Annotated in this window: 19 protein-coding genes and 1 tRNA gene; 7 read left to right on the forward strand and 13 right to left on the reverse strand. The window is 70.9% G+C overall.

The window, feature by feature from the left end; all coding sequences use genetic code 11:
* Positions 1 to 59: 59 nt before the first annotated feature.
* The gene (locus ACFYYW_RS23360) at positions 60 to 263 is read right to left on the reverse strand and encodes a cold-shock protein (RefSeq protein ID WP_080043977.1); all 204 of its coding nucleotides are present in this window, start codon (positions 261 to 263) and stop codon (positions 60 to 62) included.
* A 250-nt stretch (positions 264 to 513) separates the two neighbouring features.
* On the opposite strand from ACFYYW_RS23360, the gene ACFYYW_RS23365 reads away from it, so the two are divergent.
* Positions 514 to 1,293 carry an HAD family hydrolase gene (locus ACFYYW_RS23365; protein WP_387651394.1) on the forward strand — a complete coding sequence of 260 codons (780 nt, stop codon included), beginning with the start codon at positions 514 to 516 and terminating at the stop codon, positions 1,291 to 1,293.
* Here the strand turns inward: ACFYYW_RS23365 and ACFYYW_RS23370 are convergent.
* Positions 1,284 to 1,796, reverse strand: a complete 513-nt coding sequence (locus ACFYYW_RS23370) for a bacterial proteasome activator family protein (RefSeq protein ID WP_364416534.1) — start codon at positions 1,794 to 1,796, stop codon at positions 1,284 to 1,286. The two genes, ACFYYW_RS23365 and ACFYYW_RS23370, sit on opposite strands and share 10 nt — an antisense overlap.
* Before the next feature lie 5 nt (positions 1,797 to 1,801).
* A complete protein-coding gene (locus tag ACFYYW_RS23375; protein ID WP_387651397.1) occupies positions 1,802 to 2,758 on the reverse strand; it encodes an NAD(P)H-quinone oxidoreductase in 957 nt (318 codons plus the stop codon).
* Positions 2,759 to 2,872: 114 nt separating this feature from the next.
* Between ACFYYW_RS23375 and ACFYYW_RS23380 the strand changes: the two genes are divergently transcribed.
* Positions 2,873 to 5,011: an AAA family ATPase gene (locus tag ACFYYW_RS23380; protein ID WP_387651399.1), complete on the forward strand. Its 2,139-nt coding sequence runs from the start codon at positions 2,873 to 2,875 to the stop codon at positions 5,009 to 5,011.
* A gap of 1 nt (position 5,012) precedes the next feature.
* Here the strand turns inward: ACFYYW_RS23380 and ACFYYW_RS23385 are convergent.
* Positions 5,013 to 5,099 (reverse strand) — tRNA-Ser (locus tag ACFYYW_RS23385).
* A 36-nt stretch (positions 5,100 to 5,135) separates the two neighbouring features.
* On the opposite strand from ACFYYW_RS23385, the gene ACFYYW_RS23390 reads away from it, so the two are divergent.
* The gene (locus ACFYYW_RS23390; RefSeq protein ID WP_387651402.1) at positions 5,136 to 5,471 is read left to right on the forward strand and encodes an STAS domain-containing protein; all 336 of its coding nucleotides are present in this window, start codon (positions 5,136 to 5,138) and stop codon (positions 5,469 to 5,471) included.
* A 13-nt stretch (positions 5,472 to 5,484) separates the two neighbouring features.
* On the opposite strand, the gene ACFYYW_RS23395 is transcribed toward ACFYYW_RS23390, so the two are convergent.
* Genes ACFYYW_RS23395 through ACFYYW_RS23420 form a run of 6 tightly spaced genes read right to left on the reverse strand, consistent with a single transcriptional unit; the run spans position 5,485 to position 10,050 of the window.
* Positions 5,485 to 6,330, reverse strand: a complete 846-nt coding sequence (locus tag ACFYYW_RS23395) for an NUDIX domain-containing protein (RefSeq protein WP_387651405.1) — start codon at positions 6,328 to 6,330, stop codon at positions 5,485 to 5,487.
* An 11-nt stretch (positions 6,331 to 6,341) separates the two neighbouring features.
* Complete coding sequence (locus tag ACFYYW_RS23400; RefSeq protein ID WP_387651407.1) at positions 6,342 to 7,073, reverse strand: M15 family metallopeptidase; 732 nt, start codon at positions 7,071 to 7,073, stop codon at positions 6,342 to 6,344.
* A 29-nt stretch (positions 7,074 to 7,102) separates the two neighbouring features.
* Complete coding sequence (locus tag ACFYYW_RS23405; protein WP_352318224.1) at positions 7,103 to 7,588, reverse strand: universal stress protein; 486 nt, start codon at positions 7,586 to 7,588, stop codon at positions 7,103 to 7,105.
* A gap of 13 nt (positions 7,589 to 7,601) precedes the next feature.
* On the reverse strand, positions 7,602 to 7,838 hold the full coding sequence (locus ACFYYW_RS23410; RefSeq protein ID WP_387651409.1) for a hypothetical protein: 237 nt from the start codon (positions 7,836 to 7,838) through the stop codon (positions 7,602 to 7,604).
* Complete coding sequence (locus ACFYYW_RS23415; protein ID WP_352318221.1) at positions 7,835 to 8,254, reverse strand: hypothetical protein; 420 nt, start codon at positions 8,252 to 8,254, stop codon at positions 7,835 to 7,837. The genes ACFYYW_RS23410 and ACFYYW_RS23415 overlap by 4 nt, the downstream gene beginning before the upstream one ends.
* Positions 8,251 to 10,050 carry an MDR family MFS transporter gene (locus tag ACFYYW_RS23420; protein WP_364327882.1) on the reverse strand — a complete coding sequence of 600 codons (1,800 nt, stop codon included), beginning with the start codon at positions 10,048 to 10,050 and terminating at the stop codon, positions 8,251 to 8,253. Before ACFYYW_RS23420 ends, ACFYYW_RS23415 begins: the two co-directional genes overlap by 4 nt.
* A gap of 99 nt (positions 10,051 to 10,149) precedes the next feature.
* On the opposite strand from ACFYYW_RS23420, the gene ACFYYW_RS23425 reads away from it, so the two are divergent.
* The 3 genes from ACFYYW_RS23425 to ACFYYW_RS23435 all read left to right on the forward strand — a co-directional run bounded on the left by ACFYYW_RS23425 (position 10,150) and on the right by ACFYYW_RS23435 (position 13,301).
* A complete protein-coding gene (locus ACFYYW_RS23425) occupies positions 10,150 to 10,710 on the forward strand; it encodes a TetR family transcriptional regulator (protein WP_352318218.1) in 561 nt (186 codons plus the stop codon).
* 144 nt (positions 10,711 to 10,854) lie between these two features.
* Positions 10,855 to 12,201, forward strand: a complete 1,347-nt coding sequence (locus tag ACFYYW_RS23430) for a glycoside hydrolase family 6 protein (RefSeq protein ID WP_387651413.1) — start codon at positions 10,855 to 10,857, stop codon at positions 12,199 to 12,201.
* A gap of 104 nt (positions 12,202 to 12,305) precedes the next feature.
* The gene (locus ACFYYW_RS23435; protein WP_387651416.1) at positions 12,306 to 13,301 is read left to right on the forward strand and encodes an LLM class flavin-dependent oxidoreductase; all 996 of its coding nucleotides are present in this window, start codon (positions 12,306 to 12,308) and stop codon (positions 13,299 to 13,301) included.
* On the opposite strand, the gene ACFYYW_RS23440 is transcribed toward ACFYYW_RS23435, so the two are convergent.
* Entirely contained in the window at positions 13,298 to 13,756 is a 459-nt protein-coding gene (locus tag ACFYYW_RS23440; RefSeq protein WP_364416522.1) for a hypothetical protein, read from the reverse strand. The genes ACFYYW_RS23435 and ACFYYW_RS23440 overlap by 4 nt on opposite strands.
* Positions 13,740 to 14,447: a PAS domain S-box protein gene (locus tag ACFYYW_RS23445; protein ID WP_352318300.1), complete on the reverse strand. Its 708-nt coding sequence runs from the start codon at positions 14,445 to 14,447 to the stop codon at positions 13,740 to 13,742. Before ACFYYW_RS23445 ends, ACFYYW_RS23440 begins: the two co-directional genes overlap by 17 nt.
* Before the next feature lie 273 nt (positions 14,448 to 14,720).
* On the opposite strand from ACFYYW_RS23445, the gene ACFYYW_RS23450 reads away from it, so the two are divergent.
* Positions 14,721 to 15,158 carry a GNAT family N-acetyltransferase gene (locus ACFYYW_RS23450; RefSeq protein ID WP_387651419.1) on the forward strand — a complete coding sequence of 146 codons (438 nt, stop codon included), beginning with the start codon at positions 14,721 to 14,723 and terminating at the stop codon, positions 15,156 to 15,158.
* On the opposite strand, the gene ACFYYW_RS23455 is transcribed toward ACFYYW_RS23450, so the two are convergent.
* A complete protein-coding gene (locus ACFYYW_RS23455) occupies positions 15,155 to 15,733 on the reverse strand; it encodes a shikimate kinase (RefSeq protein ID WP_387651421.1) in 579 nt (192 codons plus the stop codon). The genes ACFYYW_RS23450 and ACFYYW_RS23455 overlap by 4 nt on opposite strands.
* Positions 15,734 to 15,774 lie beyond the last annotated feature (41 nt).

Raw genomic sequence — 15,774 nt, forward strand, 5'->3', positions numbered from 1 at the left:
AAGACCGGAGTCCGCTGGAATGCGGACCCCGGCCTTAGTTGCGAACTACGAACTACAGGTCAGAGGGCACGGACCTGGGAGGCCTGCGGCCCCTTCTGTCCCTGCGTGATCTCGAACTCGACCCGCTGGCCGTCTTCAAGGCTGCGGTAGCCGTTGCCGACGATCTCGGAGAAGTGCACGAACACGTCCGGCGCACCGCCGTCCGGGGCGATGAAGCCGAAGCCCTTCTCAGCGTTGAACCACTTGACGGTTCCCTGAGCCATAAAAGCTCTCCCTCAGGATGTGAATCTATGGGACCCACACCTCGTGGATCCCGGTGTGTCGTACAGCAGGCACCCGGGGTGGCTCAGACAAAGTCATGCTGGTTTTCACTACGGGAACAGCTAATACAACGCCATCACATCTAACACCATTCTGGCGCGTTGGTGTTCCCGTCCCTACGAAGATTTCTGTCAGGCGGCATCACCGGGCAAACTGGAACCTGTTATGCAGAGCCTTGCACCGCCGCGCCTAGTGGCCACCGACCTCGACGGCACCGCCCTGCGCGCCGACGGAACCGTGTCTCCCCGGACGGCTGCGGCCTTCGCGAAAGTCGAGGAATCCGGGGCCGCGCTCGTCTTCGTGACCGGACGGCCGCCCCGGTGGATGAGGGAGGTCGCGGACGCCGTACGGCACCGTGGCCTGGCTGTATGCGCCAACGGCGCACTGATCTACGATCTCCATACCGAACGGATAGTGGAATCTCACCTCATCGACGCCCGCGTACTCGGGGAAGTCGTCGCTCAGCTACGAGCGAACGTGTCCGATCTCGTATTTTCGGTCGAGTATGAAGGCGGTTTTGCGCACGAGTCCGATTTCCGGCTCGGTGGCCTGGATCGCAAAGGTGTCGGAGTTGTCCGGATTGACCGTGACGCGCTGACCGCCCGGCCCTGCGCCAAGCTGCTCGCCCTCCATCCCGAGATGGACGCCGACGAGCTGCACGCGACCGTGCACGACCTGGTGGGCCACCTGGTGACCGCCACCCACTCCAGCCACGGCGGCCTGGTCGAGATGAGCGCCCAGGGCGTGACGAAGGCGACCGCGCTGGCCACGCTCGCCGGGCGGCGCGAGATCAAGCCGGCCGAGGTGGTCGCCTTCGGCGACATGCCGAACGACCTGCCCATGCTGAGCTGGGCAGGTACGTCGTACGCCGTCGCGAACGCCCACCCCGACGTGCTGGCGGCGGTCGATCACGTGACCGCGTCCAACGACGAGGACGGCGTCGCTCAGGTGCTGGAGCGGCTCTACAGGTAGGGGCCCGACCCGCTCGGCGGCCGGTGGCTCTCGTCACCCGGCACGCCGGGCAGCGCCCTGCGCATCTGCTCCAACTGGGCCCTGGCCGCCATCTGCTGGGCGAACAGGGTGGTCTGGATACCGTGGAACAAACCCTCCAACCAGCCCACGAGCTGGGCGTGCGCGATGCGCAGCTCGGCCTCGCTGGGGGGCGTGCCGTTGTCGTCGGTGAACGGGAGCGACAGCCGTTCCAGCTCGTCGACCAGCTCCGGCGCCAAACCGTCCTCAAGCTCCTTGATGGAGGACTCGTGGATCTCCTTCAGGCGCTTGCGGCTGGCCTCGTCGAGGGGGGCGGCGCGCACCTCCTCCAGGAGCTGCCTGATCATGCTGCCGATGCGCATCACCTTGGCGGGCTGCTCGACCAGGTTGGTGACCGAGCGCTCTTCATCACCGCTATCGCCCTGACCTTGGAAGTCGGGGCCCACCACCACGATGTGAGGGGTGTTGTTGTCCTCAGCATTCATAACACTCACCGTACTAGCAGGATCTTGCCGACGTGCTCTCCCGAATCCAACATTCGGTGTGCATCGGCTGCCTCCGCCATGGGCACCCGCGCGTGCACCACGGGACGCACGGCACCCGCCTCCACCAGCGGCCAGACGTTGTCCACGACGCTCCGGACGATGACGCCCTTCTCATCCACCGGACGGGCGCGCAACGTGGTGCCGTGGACGGAGGCCCGCTTGGTCAGCAGCGCGCCCAGGTCGAGCTCGGCCCTTCCGCCGCCCTGCAGGCCGATGATCACCAGCCGGCCGCCGGTGCGCAGCGCCCGTACGTTGGCCGCCAGGTATTTGGCCCCCATGATGTCGAGGATGACGTCGGCCTCCACCCGGTCGGCGAAGTCCTCCTCGCGGTAGTTGACGACCTCGTCCGCGCCCAGCTTCCTGACCTGCTCGGCCTTCGCCGCGGACCCGACCGTGGCCGCCACCCGCGAGCCGAGCGCCTTGGCGAGCTGCACCGCGAACGTGCCGATGCCGCTGGCCCCGCCGTGCACCAGCAGCGTCTCGCCGCGCCGCAGCCGGCCGACCATGAACACGTTCGACCACACCGTGCACGCCACCTCGGGCAGCCCCGCCGCCTCCGCCAGCGGCACGCCCCGCGGCGCCGGCATGACCTGCTGCCAGGGCACCGCCACGCGCTCGGCGTAACCGCCGCCGGCCAGCAGCGCGCACACCTCGTCGCCGGCCTTGAACTGCTCGACGTCCGCCCCCACCGCGGCCACCACGCCCGACACCTCCAGCCCGGGGTACAGGGGCGCACCGGGCGGCGGGTCGTAGAAGCCCCTCCGCTGGTGGACGTCGGCCCGGTTCACCGCCGAGGCCACCACGTCGATGAGCACGTCGCCGCGTCCGACGGGCGGATCCGGCACCTCGTGCCATTCCAGGACCTCTGGTCCGCCCGGCTCCGTGATCTCAATGGCTCGCATGCGATCCACGGTAGCCGGGCAAAGAAGTTGTGGGTTGCCGGGCTGCGCGGGAACGCGTGGCGTTAACCTGCAAAGTATTTGCTGCCCCTTTAGACCCACCCGAGGGGGAACACGGTGGCAAGACACGATCGAGAAGAATCTCTCGAGGAACAGCTGGCCTGGCTGGACGCGATCAAGGAGACGGAGGAGACGCCCGTCTCCGTCGGAGCCTCGTCCGCGTCGGCGGACGAGCCGGTCGCTTCGCCGTACCCCAAGGACCCGTGGCTGCTCGTGCCCACGCCGCACGACACGCCGACGCCGCCGCTGTTCCGCGCCGCCGTCGACTCCGTTTACGGCCACGCGGCGGCCGAGGATCTGCCCGAGGCCGAGAGCGAGGCCGGGGAGTGGCTGGACCGGGCCGCCACGCAGGAGAGCGGCAGGGGGCAGGAGAGCGGCAGTGCGCAGGAGAGCGAGCCGGCCGCGCCGCCGGTGAGCCTCGGCCGGTCGGAGGATCCCTTCCTGGCGCCGCTTAGGCCGTTGCCGCGTCCTGACGACACCGACAGCTACTCCTTGACGTTCACGCCGCCCGAGCGGGCGGGGAGCGGGGAGAAGAGCGCCGAGAACAGCAGCGGGAAGAGCACTGAGCAGGGCCCGGAGCCGAGCCGGGAGCAGGACCGGGAGCAGGACCGGGAGCAGGGCGAGGAGCCGGTCCGGGAGCAGGGGCGGCGGCAGGGCGAGGAGCCGGCGGGCGAGAGCGAGGAGCCGGGCTGGCCGTTGCTCGGCGACTGGTCGCGGCCCGCCGAGCAGTCGAACGAGACGCAGCCGATGATCACCGAGCTCCCCGAGGCGTTCGACGTGCCGGCCCGCACCGAGTCTCCCAGGGCCTTTGACGTGCCGGCCCGCACCGAGCCGGCCAGGGCGTTCGACGTGCCTGCCCGTACCGAGCCCCCCGGGACGCTTGACGAGCCTGCCCCGGTCGAGCCGCCGCGCGGGTTCGAGGAGCCCGGCCGCGCAGAGGACCCCGTACGCAGGGAGCCCGTACGCGCGGAGCCCGTACGGACGGAGGCGGTCGAGGAGGCGCCGGCCGACGAGCGGCCCCGGTGGGACGAGCGGCCGCAGTGGTCCGACGCCTCCTTCCGCGAGGGCCGCCCGCAGCGGCCCGACCTCGCGCACGGCGACCCCGCACCCCAGGAGGCCGCGCGGGACGAGCGACCGCAGTGGAGCGACCGCCAGGAATGGCGGCCGGCCGAGCGGGAGATCCCGCCACCGCACGAGCGCCGGCGGCGTCCGGCGCCCATCCCGGTGTTCACCGCGCCGCAGCGCCCGCCGCTCACCGGCCGGCCGACCGCCGACAGCCTCGACCCGGAGTCGCTGCTGCGCGGCAGGCGCAACGCGCCCTCGAAGGGCTGGCGGCGTCTGGTGTACAAGGCGTCCGGCGGCTGGATCAAGCCGGGCGAGGCGCCGGAGGTGCGCCGCCGCCGCGAGCTGGTGACCAGGGCGCGCACCCCCGTGACCACCGGCCATCACCGGGTGGCGGTGCTGAGCCTGAAGGGCGGCGTGGGCAAGACCACGACCACGGTCGGGCTCGGCGCGACGCTCGCGCAGATGCGCGGCGACCGCGTCATCGCCGTGGACGCCAACCCCGACCGGGGCACGCTGTCCGACAAGCTGGTGCTGGAGACCTCGGCCACCGTGCGCGACCTGCTCAACGAGCGCGACCAGGTCAAGCGGTACGTCGACATCAGGGCGTTCACCTCGCAGGCGCCCTCGCGGCTGGAGGTGCTGGCCTCCGACCGCGACCCGTCGGTGTCGGAGGCGTTCAGCGGCGCCGACTACCAGGCCGTCTCCCAGGTGCTGGAGAACTTCTACTCGATCTGCATCACCGACTGCGGCACCGGCCTGCTGCACTCCGCCATGGGCGGCGTGCTCGGGCTCGCCGACCAGATCGTGCTGGTCAGCAGCCCTTCCGTGGACGGCGCCAGGGCCGCCTCGGCCACCCTCGACTGGCTGGAGGCCCACCACTACGCCGACCTGGTGAAGAACGCGACCGTGGTGCTGTGCAGCGTCCGGCCGCGGTCGAAGTCGGCGGTGGACATCAGAAAGCTGGAGGCCCATTTCGCGGCCAGGTGCCGCGCGGTGATCAGGGTGCCGTACGACCCGCACCTGGAGGAGGGCGCGGAGATCGACCTCGACCGGCTCCAGGAGGCGACCAGGGAGGCCTACCTGCAGCTCGCCGCCAGCGTGGGCGACGGGTTCGCGGGTGTGCGCGAGTGAGCGGAGGGTGTGGGATTCGAACCCACGAGGCCATCGCTGACCTGGCCGCTTTCAAGGCGGCTGCACTCGTCCACTATGCGAACCCTCCTGTGCGGACACCACGATAGCGGCTGTGGTGGCAGGGGTGTACGTTCAGGAGGTGGCGGATCTGGGCGTCGAGGTTGAGCGCGGTCCTGGCGGAACGACGGTGCGCCTCGCCGGAGACCTCGACAAGATCACGGCGCCCCTGCTGAAGCGGCGGCTGGCCGAGCTGTCCGCCGAAGGGCTCGTCGCCCTCGCGATCGACGCCCACCATCTCGACTTCTGCGACTCCAGCGGCCTGTGGACGCTGGTGGAGCACCAGCGCGTGGTCGCCGGGCGCGGCGGCTCGTTACGCCTGTTGGGCGTGCACGGCGTGCTGCGACGGGTGCTCGAGGTGACCGGGCTGACGGCCGTCTTCGACGAGGTGGTTCCTGTTTGACGGCGCCGCCCGTTCAGCGGCTCAGTTGGGACAGGAGCCAGCGGGGGCCCTCGGTCTCGGCGCCCAGTTCGGCGACCCGTTCCCGGAGCCCGCGGTCGGCCGTGACGACGAGCACCCGCTCCCAGGGCTTGGCCTGGGCCGCGACGGCGACGATCGCGTCGTCGCCGCTGCCCGTGGCCGCGACGACCTGCAGCCCGGGGATCTCGGGGGTGCTCCTGGCCGCGCCCTCCACGACGGCGACCACCCGCGGGAACCACTGCGACAACACCGGGTGGAACAGCCTGAGCTCCGCCACGTCGGTGAGCAGCCGGGTGGCCGCGCCCAGCCGGTCGTTCCACCAGCCGCGCTCGGCCCGCGCGCCGATGATGTTGGCGACGTCGAGCACGATCGTCTCGGGACGGATGGCGGCCTGGACGCGGTCCCAGGTCGCGGCGAAGCCGGGATGAAGCTTGCGGCCGGCCACCTCGGGCAGCGGCAGCCAGCGCAGGTCGGTGCTCTCGCTGTTGGCGGGCCTGGCCGGCACCAGCTCGGCGGACTCGGCGATCACCGTCTCGAAGGTCCAGCCGCCGTGGTCGTCGAGGTAGACGCCCTGGACGCGGAACCCGTCGCCGCCGAGGGCGGCCTCCTCGTGGGCCTCGCGCAGCGCGCTGGTGACGGCGTCCTCGTGGCTGTCGCGGGCGCCGCCGAGCAGCCCCCAGGTGCCGCCGTGGTGGCTCCACAAGGAGCGCTCCTGCATGAGCACGTGGGGCACGCCGAGCGGGTCATGGTGGACGAGCAGCAGGCCCGACGCTCCGTGGATGCCCCAATGTCTGTGTCCGAGCCCGCATTCGGCCCAGCCGTCGCCGTCCTTAGCCGCCATGAGGGATTGTCTCAGCCTCCGCCCTTACTGAAATGTTGCAGGTCCTTGGCGCCCGCCCAGTAGCCGCCCCACTCCCAGCCGACGTCGGCGAAGGCCCTTACGACCTTGTCTCCAGGGTTTACCACACCTTTACCCTTCATTGGGCGCTTGGTGTACCTCTTGGCATTTTGGTGCGCTGTGCCACCGCTTGCGGTGACATATGGGTTCTCGCGCGGATTGATGTCAATCGCTTGGCCGTACGCGTGGTTCGACCAATTGCTGGACCCGGTCGCGCGACGGCAGTTGAATGCCGAGGTGTTGTCGGCCTCGATGGAGGCGAAGTCGTCGCCTTTGTAGACGTCGACGAGCTTCATCTGCCGGATGGGCCAGCGCCAGTCGTACAGTTTGCGGAAGACGGTCTCGATGTCGTCGGTGACCGTCTTGCGGACGACCAGCTCGCCGGTGTGCGGCTTGTCGTCGAAACCCCAGAACGACATGGTGACCAGCCGCAGGTCCTGGTAGGACACCGGGCAACCCGGCCGCCACGAGTACGGCAGCCGCTCGCGCGACACCTTCGTGACCTTCGAGGTGAACGGCGGCGGAGCCGTCGGGCTCGGCTCGCTCGTGGGCGAGGTCGTGGGCGACGCCGTCCCGGACGCGGGCGCGGAGGGCGTGGGCGTGGCGCCGGAGGAGGCGACGGGCTCCTGCCCTGCGCACGAAACGGACGTGAGCACCACGAACGCGATGGCGGCGGTACGTTTCATCTGGCCACCATATGCGACGTCGTGCCAGGTCAGGGGACTATCAGCACGGTACGGCGAGCCCGTTTCGCCAGGCCGACGGCCACCGAGCCGCCCAGGGCGTGCCAGGACGAGCGCGACCTGCCGACCACGATGGCGTCGGCCCGGTAGGAGCCGGCCAGCGCCTCCAGCTCGCGAGCGGTGTCCCCGCGGACGCTGACGAACTGCCAGGGCACGCCCGCGCCCCTCAGCTCATCCCGGAGGTCGTCGGTGAGGTCGGCCGCGCTGTCGGGGATGACCGGGGAGCCGGCGAAGAACCACAACGTGGTGCTGTTGATCGGCTCCACGAAGGCGACGAGCAGCGCGGCGGCGTCCCGCCGGGCCAGGCCGGCCGCGTACGCGAGCGCGTTGCGGCTGGGGTCCGACCCGTCGAAGCCGACGACCAGCAGCCCGGCGCCGTCCTTGCCGATCTCGAACTGCCCCGCCGGGAGCCGGCCTTCCAGTGGCTCCCGGCCGGGGTCTGTGTTACCGCCGAACACGGCACGACTCGCGTCAGACGTCCGCGTGCTTGCCGCGGCGGGCCAGCTCGCGCAGTGAGTCGGCGGCGTAGATCACCAGGGCGACGAACGAGACCGCGGCGAGCCCGCCGCCGACCCACAGGTCGTTGACGGTCGCGTCCGTGTACCCGGCGCCCCGGGGCTGATAGCCGACCGCGAACGGCGCGGCGACCAGCCACAGCCCGGTCAGGAACAGCAGCACGAGGGCGGAAATGCCCAGCTTGGCCTTCATCGGGACTCCTCCAGACCCACCAGGGTGGTCCTGCCGTTCTGACGGTGCTCACCGCCGCGGCTCGGGTTGTGCATGTCCTCGCGCAGCGCCTCCACCAGCGGGGCGAGCAGGCTCGCCAGCTCGGCCGAGGACGCCTGCGGGGCGGCGGGCACGGGCTCGGGCTCCGGCTCCACACGCTGCTTGACGGTCACCAGCCCGCGGATCACGAGCTCTTCGTAGATGGCCAGGACGAAGCCGACGACGCCCACAAGACCGAAGACGGTCACGCCCAGGCCCGAGAAGAACTCGGTCGTGGTGGGGTCGGTCCAGTCGGCGTTCTCGGGCTGCGTGCCGAGGGCGAAGGGGGCGATCATCAGCCACAGGCCGGCCATGACCGCCAGGGCCGCCGCTACGGCGCCCACGAACTTGCGAATCATTGTGAGACTCCTCCGGATACGAGGTCTTGCTGCGCCGGCGTGGCCTGCGCGATGAGGGCGCGCGAGGTGGGCCGAAGCACGTTCTGTGCGACTGCCCAGGCGCGTTCGCGCTCGGGGCGGCCGTCGGGCGGCGCCATCCTGGCGACCGCGGAGAGCAGCGCGGACGGCTGGCCGTTCGACCGCTCGACGCGCTGGGCGATGAGCTCCAGGAGCAGCCCGGCCAGGACGAGGTCGTCCTTGCCGAGTGGCTTGGGGCCGGCCGGCATCGTGGTGCCGCGCAGCGGCAGCTCCTTCAGGAACAGCGCCGCGACGAACCCGAGCAGGGCGATCGGCACGCCGACCATGAACACCGTCTCCAGGGCCCGGGTGAAGGACTCCAGGATGATGCCCTTGATCGGCTCGGGCAGGTGCTGGATGGCCGCCGGGCTGCCCAGCTTCTGCCCGGTGCTGGGCAGGTGGAGACGGGCCTGGGCCACGAGGTCGGCGAACTCGCTCGCCTGCCGGTTGGTCAGGATCGCGCCGAAGCCCGCGACGCCCATCGCGCCGCCGAGCGAGCGGAAGAACGAGACGCCGGCCGTGGTCGAGGCCATGTCACGCAGCTCGGAGCCGTTCTGGGCGGCCAGGATGAGCATCTGCATGGACAGGCCGAGGCCGATGCCGAGGACGCCCACGTCGAAGCCGATGAGCCATTCGCTGGAGTCGACGTGCAGCCGGGAGAGCAGGAACAGGCCGACGGCCACGATCACCAGACCGGCGACCGGGAAGATCTTCCACTTGCCGGTGTTCGTGACGATCTTGCCGGAGATCACGCCCGCCAGGAACAGCGCCACCACCATGGGCAGCGTCATCAGGCCCGAGTTCGTCGGGCTCAGGCCCTTGACGATCTGCAGGTACTGCGGCAGGTAGATCATCGCGCCGAACATGGCCATGCCGACGAACAGCGAGGCCGCGCTGGTGAGCACGAACGTGCGGTTCCTGAACAGCCGCGGAGGCAGGATCGGGTTGCGGGCCGTACGTTCGGCCAGCACCGCCAGGGCCAGCATGAGCAGGGCGAACGCGGCCAGGAAGTAGGTCCAGAACGAGTTCCACTCGAACTCGTTGCCGCCCAGCGTCAGCAGCAGCATCAGCGAGGCCGCGCTGGCCGTGATGGTGGTCGCGCCCCAGATGTCGATCGAGGTGTTCCGCTTGACCTTGGGCAGCCGCAGCACCTTCTGCACCACCGCGAACGCGACGATGGCGAACGGCACCACGACGTAGAAGCACCAGCGCCAGCCGAGCCAGTCGGTGTCCACGATGAACCCGCCGAGCAGCGGCCCGGCGACGGTGGAGATCCCGAAGACGGCCCCCATGTAACCGGAGTACCGGCCGCGCTCGCGCGGCGAGACGATGTCTCCCAGGATCACCTGCGCAAGTGCCGACAAACCACCCACGCCCAGGCCCTGCACGGCACGCGCCGCGATGAGCTGTCCCATGTTCTGGGACAGACCGGCCACCAGTGAAGCCGCCACGAACAGACCGAGAGCGGTCTGGAAGAGCAGTTTCCGTCCGAACAGGTCGGACAGCTTGCCCCACAACGGTGTCGAGACCGTCATCGTCAGCATGGTGGCGCTGGCCACCCATGAGTACTGGTCCTGACCGCCGAGTTCCCCCACGATCGTCGGCAACGCGGTGCCCACCACGGAAGTGGAGATCATCGACGTCAGCATGGCGAGCATGAGCCCGGACATGACTTCGAGGATCTCGCGGTGGGTGTACTGCCTCCGGGCGGGGGGCGCGGCCTGTGCCTGGGCTACCAAGACACCACATCCCCTTCGTACGCACTTATCCAATGTTGAGTATACGCATGTTTACTAGCCGCGCGGCAAGTGACTTTATTCCTGAGTAGAGTTCGGGACATGGACGCCCCGACGACGGACGCCCGGCCCCGCGGCCGCGAGGCCACCCGGCAGCGCATCCTTGACGCGGCCCGCGTGCTGTTCGGCGAGCACGGATACGAGCAGGTCACGGTCCGCATGATCGCCGCGGCCGCGGAGGCCAACATCGCCCTGGTCGGCCGCTATTTCGGCTCCAAGGCCGGGCTCTTCGGCGCGGTACTCGAAGGCGAGCCCACGTTCGTCGCCCTGCTGACCGGCGACCACGCGAGCCTGCCGCGACGCCTGGCCGAGTACGCGGCCGAGCGCATGCATCACGACCCCGAGAGCCCGGTGCTGCGCACCCTCGAACGTTCGGCCGGTCATCCGGAGATCCAGGACGTCGTGCGCGAGCGCCTGCGCACGTCCATCCTCGATCCGCTGGCCGCGCAGCTCGACGGGCCCGACGTCCAGGCGCGGGCGAGGATGGCGACGGCGGTCTTCCTGGGCATCGGCGCGATGCGCCGCCGGCTGGGCCCGGAGCAGCCCACGGCGGCCGACGTCGACCGGTTGACCGCGGTGTTCGAGGCGTGCCTGGCGGAGTGAAACTTTCATCGCCCTGACCGGCCGTGGCCTGGGGAAAGCCGGTTCGCACCGGTCGGACGTCTTTCTGTGGCCGGGCGGGCTCCCTACGATCCGGAGAGAGCCGTGGGAGCGCTCCCACTCCCACTCTACGGACGGAGTAACCTCATGTCTCGCAGAAGGCCCGTGCTCGCGGCGCTCCTCGCCGCCACCGCCGTGGCCGCGGCGGGGGCGGTCGTCCTCGCCTCGTCCACCGCCCAGGCCGCCGACTCCGCTTTCTACGTCGATCCCCAGACGAACGCCGCCAAATGGGTCGCCGCCAACCCGGGCGACAGCCGCACGCCGGTGATCAGGGACCGGATCGCCGCCGTGCCCCAGGGCCGGTGGTTCGCCAGCTACAACCCCGCCACCGTGCGCGGCCAGGTGGACTCCTACGTGGGGGCCGCCGCCGCGGCGGGCAAGATCCCGATCGTCGTCGTGTACGACATGCCCAACCGCGACTGCGGCGGTGCGAGCGCGGGCGGCGCGCCCGACCACGCGTCCTACCGGGCGTGGATCGACCAGATCGCGGCCGGTCTGGGCGGGCGGGCGGCGACCGTCGTCCTCGAACCGGACGCGCTGGCCATCATGACGAACTGCATGAACGCCGCGCAGCAGGCCGAGGTGAAGGCGTCCATGGCGTACGCGGGCAAGAAGTTCAAGGCGACGTCGTCGCAGGTCAAGGTGTACTTCGACATCGGTCACGACGCCTGGTTGCCGGCGTCGGAGGCCGCGTCCAGGCTCAACGGCGCCGACGTCGGGGGCAGCGCCGACGGCATCGCGCTCAACACCTCCAACTACCGCGCGACGCCGGGACTGGTGTCGTACGCCAAGAGCGTCATCGCGGCGACCGGCGTGTCCAGGTTGAAGGCGGTCATCGACACCAGCCGCAACGGCAACGGCCCGGCGGGCAGCGAGTGGTGCGACCCCGCCGGCCGGGCCACGGGCCTGTGGAGCACCACGAACACGGGCGACGCCGCGATCGACGCCTACCTGTGGGTCAAGCCGCCGGGCGAGGCCGACGGCTGCATCGCGGGGGCCGGGCAGTTCGTGCCGCAGCGGGCGTACGACCTGGCCATGGCCGCGCCCTCACCCACGGCGAGCCCGACCGTGACCCCGACCGTGACCCCCACAGTGACCCCGACGGTCACCCCCACCGTGACCCCGACCGGCGGCCCGGCCGGTTGCTCGGCCGCCTACAAGGTGACCAGCCAGTGGCAGGGCGGCTTCCAGGGCGAGGTCACCGTGAAGAACACCGGCTCGGCGCCGACCGCCGGCTGGAAGGTCCAGTGGACGTTCCCCGGCAGCCAGACGATCAGCCAGCTCTGGAACGGCACCCTGTCCGGCAACGCCACCGTGACGAACCTGAGCTGGAACGGAGCCCTGGCCGGCGGCGCGACCACCACGTTCGGCTTCCTCGCCAACGGCGACGCCGCGACCAGCACCCCACCCGCCCTCACCTGCACCGCGTCCTGACGCCTCCCGGGCGCCCCCGCGCGGGGGCGCCCGGGAAATAAGCGGAGAGCCATTACGGTTGCACTGCCCGATGGCCACCGTCCAGGCGAAAGGGCTCGTTCCCCATGACTGTTCCACTCTCCATCCTTGATCTGGCGCACATCGGCGACGGAGAGACGGCGAGCGAGAGTCTGGCCGCCAGCGTGGGCCTGGCCCAGCGGGCCGAAGAACTGGGATACCACCGCATCTGGTACGCCGAGCACCACAACATGCCGAGCATCGCCTCCTCGGCCACCAGCGTGCTCATCGCCCACGTAGCCGCTCACACCAGGACGATCCGCCTCGGAGCGGGCGGCATCATGCTGCCCAACCACTCCCCGCTGACCATCGCCGAACAGTTCGGCACCCTGGAGACCCTCCACCCCGGCCGCATCGACCTCGGCCTCGGCCGCGCCCCCGGCAGCGACCAGCCGACCATGCGCGCTCTGAGGCGCACCCCCGGCGCCGCCGACACCTTCCCCCAGGACGTCCTGGAACTGCAGGGATTCCTCACCGGCGAGTCGCGCATCCCCGGTGTGGACGCCACGCCTGGCAAGGGCACCAACGTGCCGCTGTACATCCTCGGCTCGTCGTTGTTCGGCGCCCAGCTCGCCGCCGCGCTCGGGCTGCCGTACGCGTTCGCCTCGCACTTCGCGCCCGACGCGCTGGAGGAGGCCGTGGCGCTCTACCGGCGCGAGTTCAAGCCGTCCGAGCAGCTCGCCGAGCCGTACGTGATCGCCGGGGTGAACGTGATCGCCGCCGACACCCGCGAGGAGGCGCAGGAGCAGCTGCTGACGGCCAAGCGGTACCGGGTGAGCCGGTTCCTCGGACGCGGGCGCACGTTCACGCCGGAGGAGGCCGACATGGTGCTCGAATCGCCGGCCGGGCAGCAGATCCTGCGGATGATGCAGTACTCGGCCGTCGGCACGCCCGCCGAGGTGGAGGACTATCTCACCCGCTTCACCGCGCACGCGCAGGCCGACGAGCTGATCGTCGTCTCCTCGGCGCCCGACAGGAAGGCGTGGCTGCGCTCGGTCGAGCTGCTGGCCGCCGCCCACGGCCTGGCCCGCGACGCCTCCTAGTCGGCCGAACGCTGCGGCAGGAGCAGATGCGGCCCGGTCAGGTCGGACGGCGGCGCCGGTGACAACCCCGCGTCCACCAGCTGGGAGCGCAACGCGAGAACCGTGCGTTCCAGCGCCCGGATCTGGGCCTGCAACCGGCGGATCTGGTCGCGCATCACCACCGAGCTGCTCTGCTCGTTGACCAGCTCGGCGCCGAGCTGGCTGGCCTGGCCCTGCATCCGGGTCATCTGCTTCTCCATCTGCGCCAGGGCGTCCTCGTAGATCGTCTTGGCGCGGATGAAGGCTTCGGCGTCGACCTTCGAGCGTTCGACCTCGGCCTGGTGCTCGACCTGGAGCAACGCGCTCTGCTGGGACTTCTTGCTGGCGTCCGTCGCCGAGCGGAAGGCGAGGTAGGCCACGCCGAGCGGCACGATGCCGACGCCGAGCTGGACCAGGACGTCACTCAGAGCGGACATGGCGGCCCCCCAATGGACGGATCACCCCTGTGTAGGTGACGCCTTCGTCGCTGTGCCAGGCGTTGACCGTCAGCGCGATCGGGAACTCGCCGCCGTCGCGGTGGAGGCCGACCAGCGGGATGATCCGGCCGGCCAGGTCGGAGTGGCCGTCGCAGAGCACCCGGGCCAGCCCGTCGGTGTGCCGGTCGCGGAAGCGCGGCGGCATCAGGATCGTCAGCGACCTGCCGACCGCCTCGTCGGTGTCCCAGCCGAACAGCGCCTCGGCCTGCGGGTTCCACGACTGGATCGTGCCCGACGCGTCGGCCACGATGACGGCCGTCGAGGACGCCGCGCGGCCGCCCGGCAGGCGGCCCAGCACGACCGCCTCGGGCCAGGTGGCGATCAGCGCGATCCAGCCGCCGAAGGCCAGCCAGACCGCCCCGCCGACCCAGCCGCGCGGGTTGTCGCCGGTGAAGGTCGAGATCAGATAGATCAGCCCGTACGTGAGGAGCAGCGCGGTCGCGGCGGCGAAGGCCACCCGGTCGGACCGCATGAACGCCTGCGCCAGGCAGAGCATGCCGAGCGCGCACCAGACCGCCGCCCAGGCGGGCAGCGGCGCGATGACGGCCAGCGACGCGTAGCCGGGCGTGCCGCGCTGGTTGCCCGGCACGAATGCCAGCGAGGCGGCGATGGCCAGGCTCAGCAGGCCCACGAACGCCAAGGAGGCGCCCCGCCTCCCGACGCGGCGGAGGACGCGGGTGAGGGTACGGCGAAGCGGGGGCGTACCGACAACGTGTCCATTACTCACAGTCGCCAGATTAATGCATTTAGTTATCGTCCGATGAGATTACCGTGCTGGTACGCCCGGCGTGGCGACCGTCCGGGAAACATCGTGACCGGCCGCATGCCTTTCCCGGACTCGCCCGAGAGGCGTCCTGGGCGCCTGATCGCCGCCGCTGGTCCGTGGGTCGGTAGGGTCGGGCGCATGGATGTCGAGGTGGACGCCGTCCGCGAGGTGGACCAGGAGCTGGTGGACGCGTTCGGGGTGCTGCTGCCCCAGCTCTCGGCGTCCGCAGGGCCGCCGGACCGGGCGGCGCTTGAACGCGTCGTGCGCAGCGAGGCGAACACCGTGCTGACCGCCCGCCTGGACGGCCGCATCGTCGGCACGCTGACGCTGGTCCTGTTCCCGGTGGCGACCGGCATGCGCGCCCGCATCGAGGACGTGGTGGTCGACGCCTCGGCGCGAGGGCGCGGCATCGCCGCCGAGCTGACCCGGCACGCCCTGCGCCTGGCAGAACAGGCGGGCGCCCGTACCGTCGACCTCACCTCCCGCCCCGACCGCGCGGCCGCCAACCGCCTGTACGAGCGCCTCGGGTGCCGGGCCAGGAACTCGACCGTCTACCGCTTCGGCTCCGAGCGCTAGCTGGTTCCGCACGTGGTCAGGAGGCGGGCGAGGGTCTGGGCGGGGGTCTCCGCGTCGGTGTGCAGGACGGTTGTGGCCAGGGTGCGGTTGCCCGGGTCGCGCACCCACTCCGCGAGGAAGTCGTGGCCGTCGGCGCTGATCCAGTCGGTCCGCTTCGTGGCCAGGCTGCGCCGCCGCAGGACCTGGACGGATCGTTCCTCGTCCGGGCAGGGCAGCACCAGCACCACGTGCTCGACGGCGGCGAGGGCGGCCTGGACGCGCAGGAGCAGCTCCGGCCGCGTGTAGTGGCTGTGGCCGGCGCCGAGGGCGACGATCGCGTCCGGGTGGTCGGCCACCGCGCGCTCCACGGCGTGGGCGCGGGCCGGTTCCCACTCCCGTTCGGCCGCGACCCGGCCGACGGCCCGGATCCGGGAGCGCAGCCGGTCCATGTCCCAGCCCGTCTCGGCGTAGTAGCCGGCGCCGATCGCGTCGAGGTCGACGAAGCTCCGGCCCGTCGCCGCGGCCATGCCCGCGCCCAAGGTGCTCTTGCCCGCTGCGGCGGGGCCGATGAGGATCATCCATGGCGCTGCACGCATCCGTACATTCTCCTCGGTAACCGGTGAAACCTTGTCGAGGG

This window comes from Nonomuraea sp. NPDC001831 (genome assembly GCF_042892035.1).
Taxonomy (GTDB): Bacteria; Actinomycetota; Actinomycetes; order Streptosporangiales; family Streptosporangiaceae; genus Nonomuraea.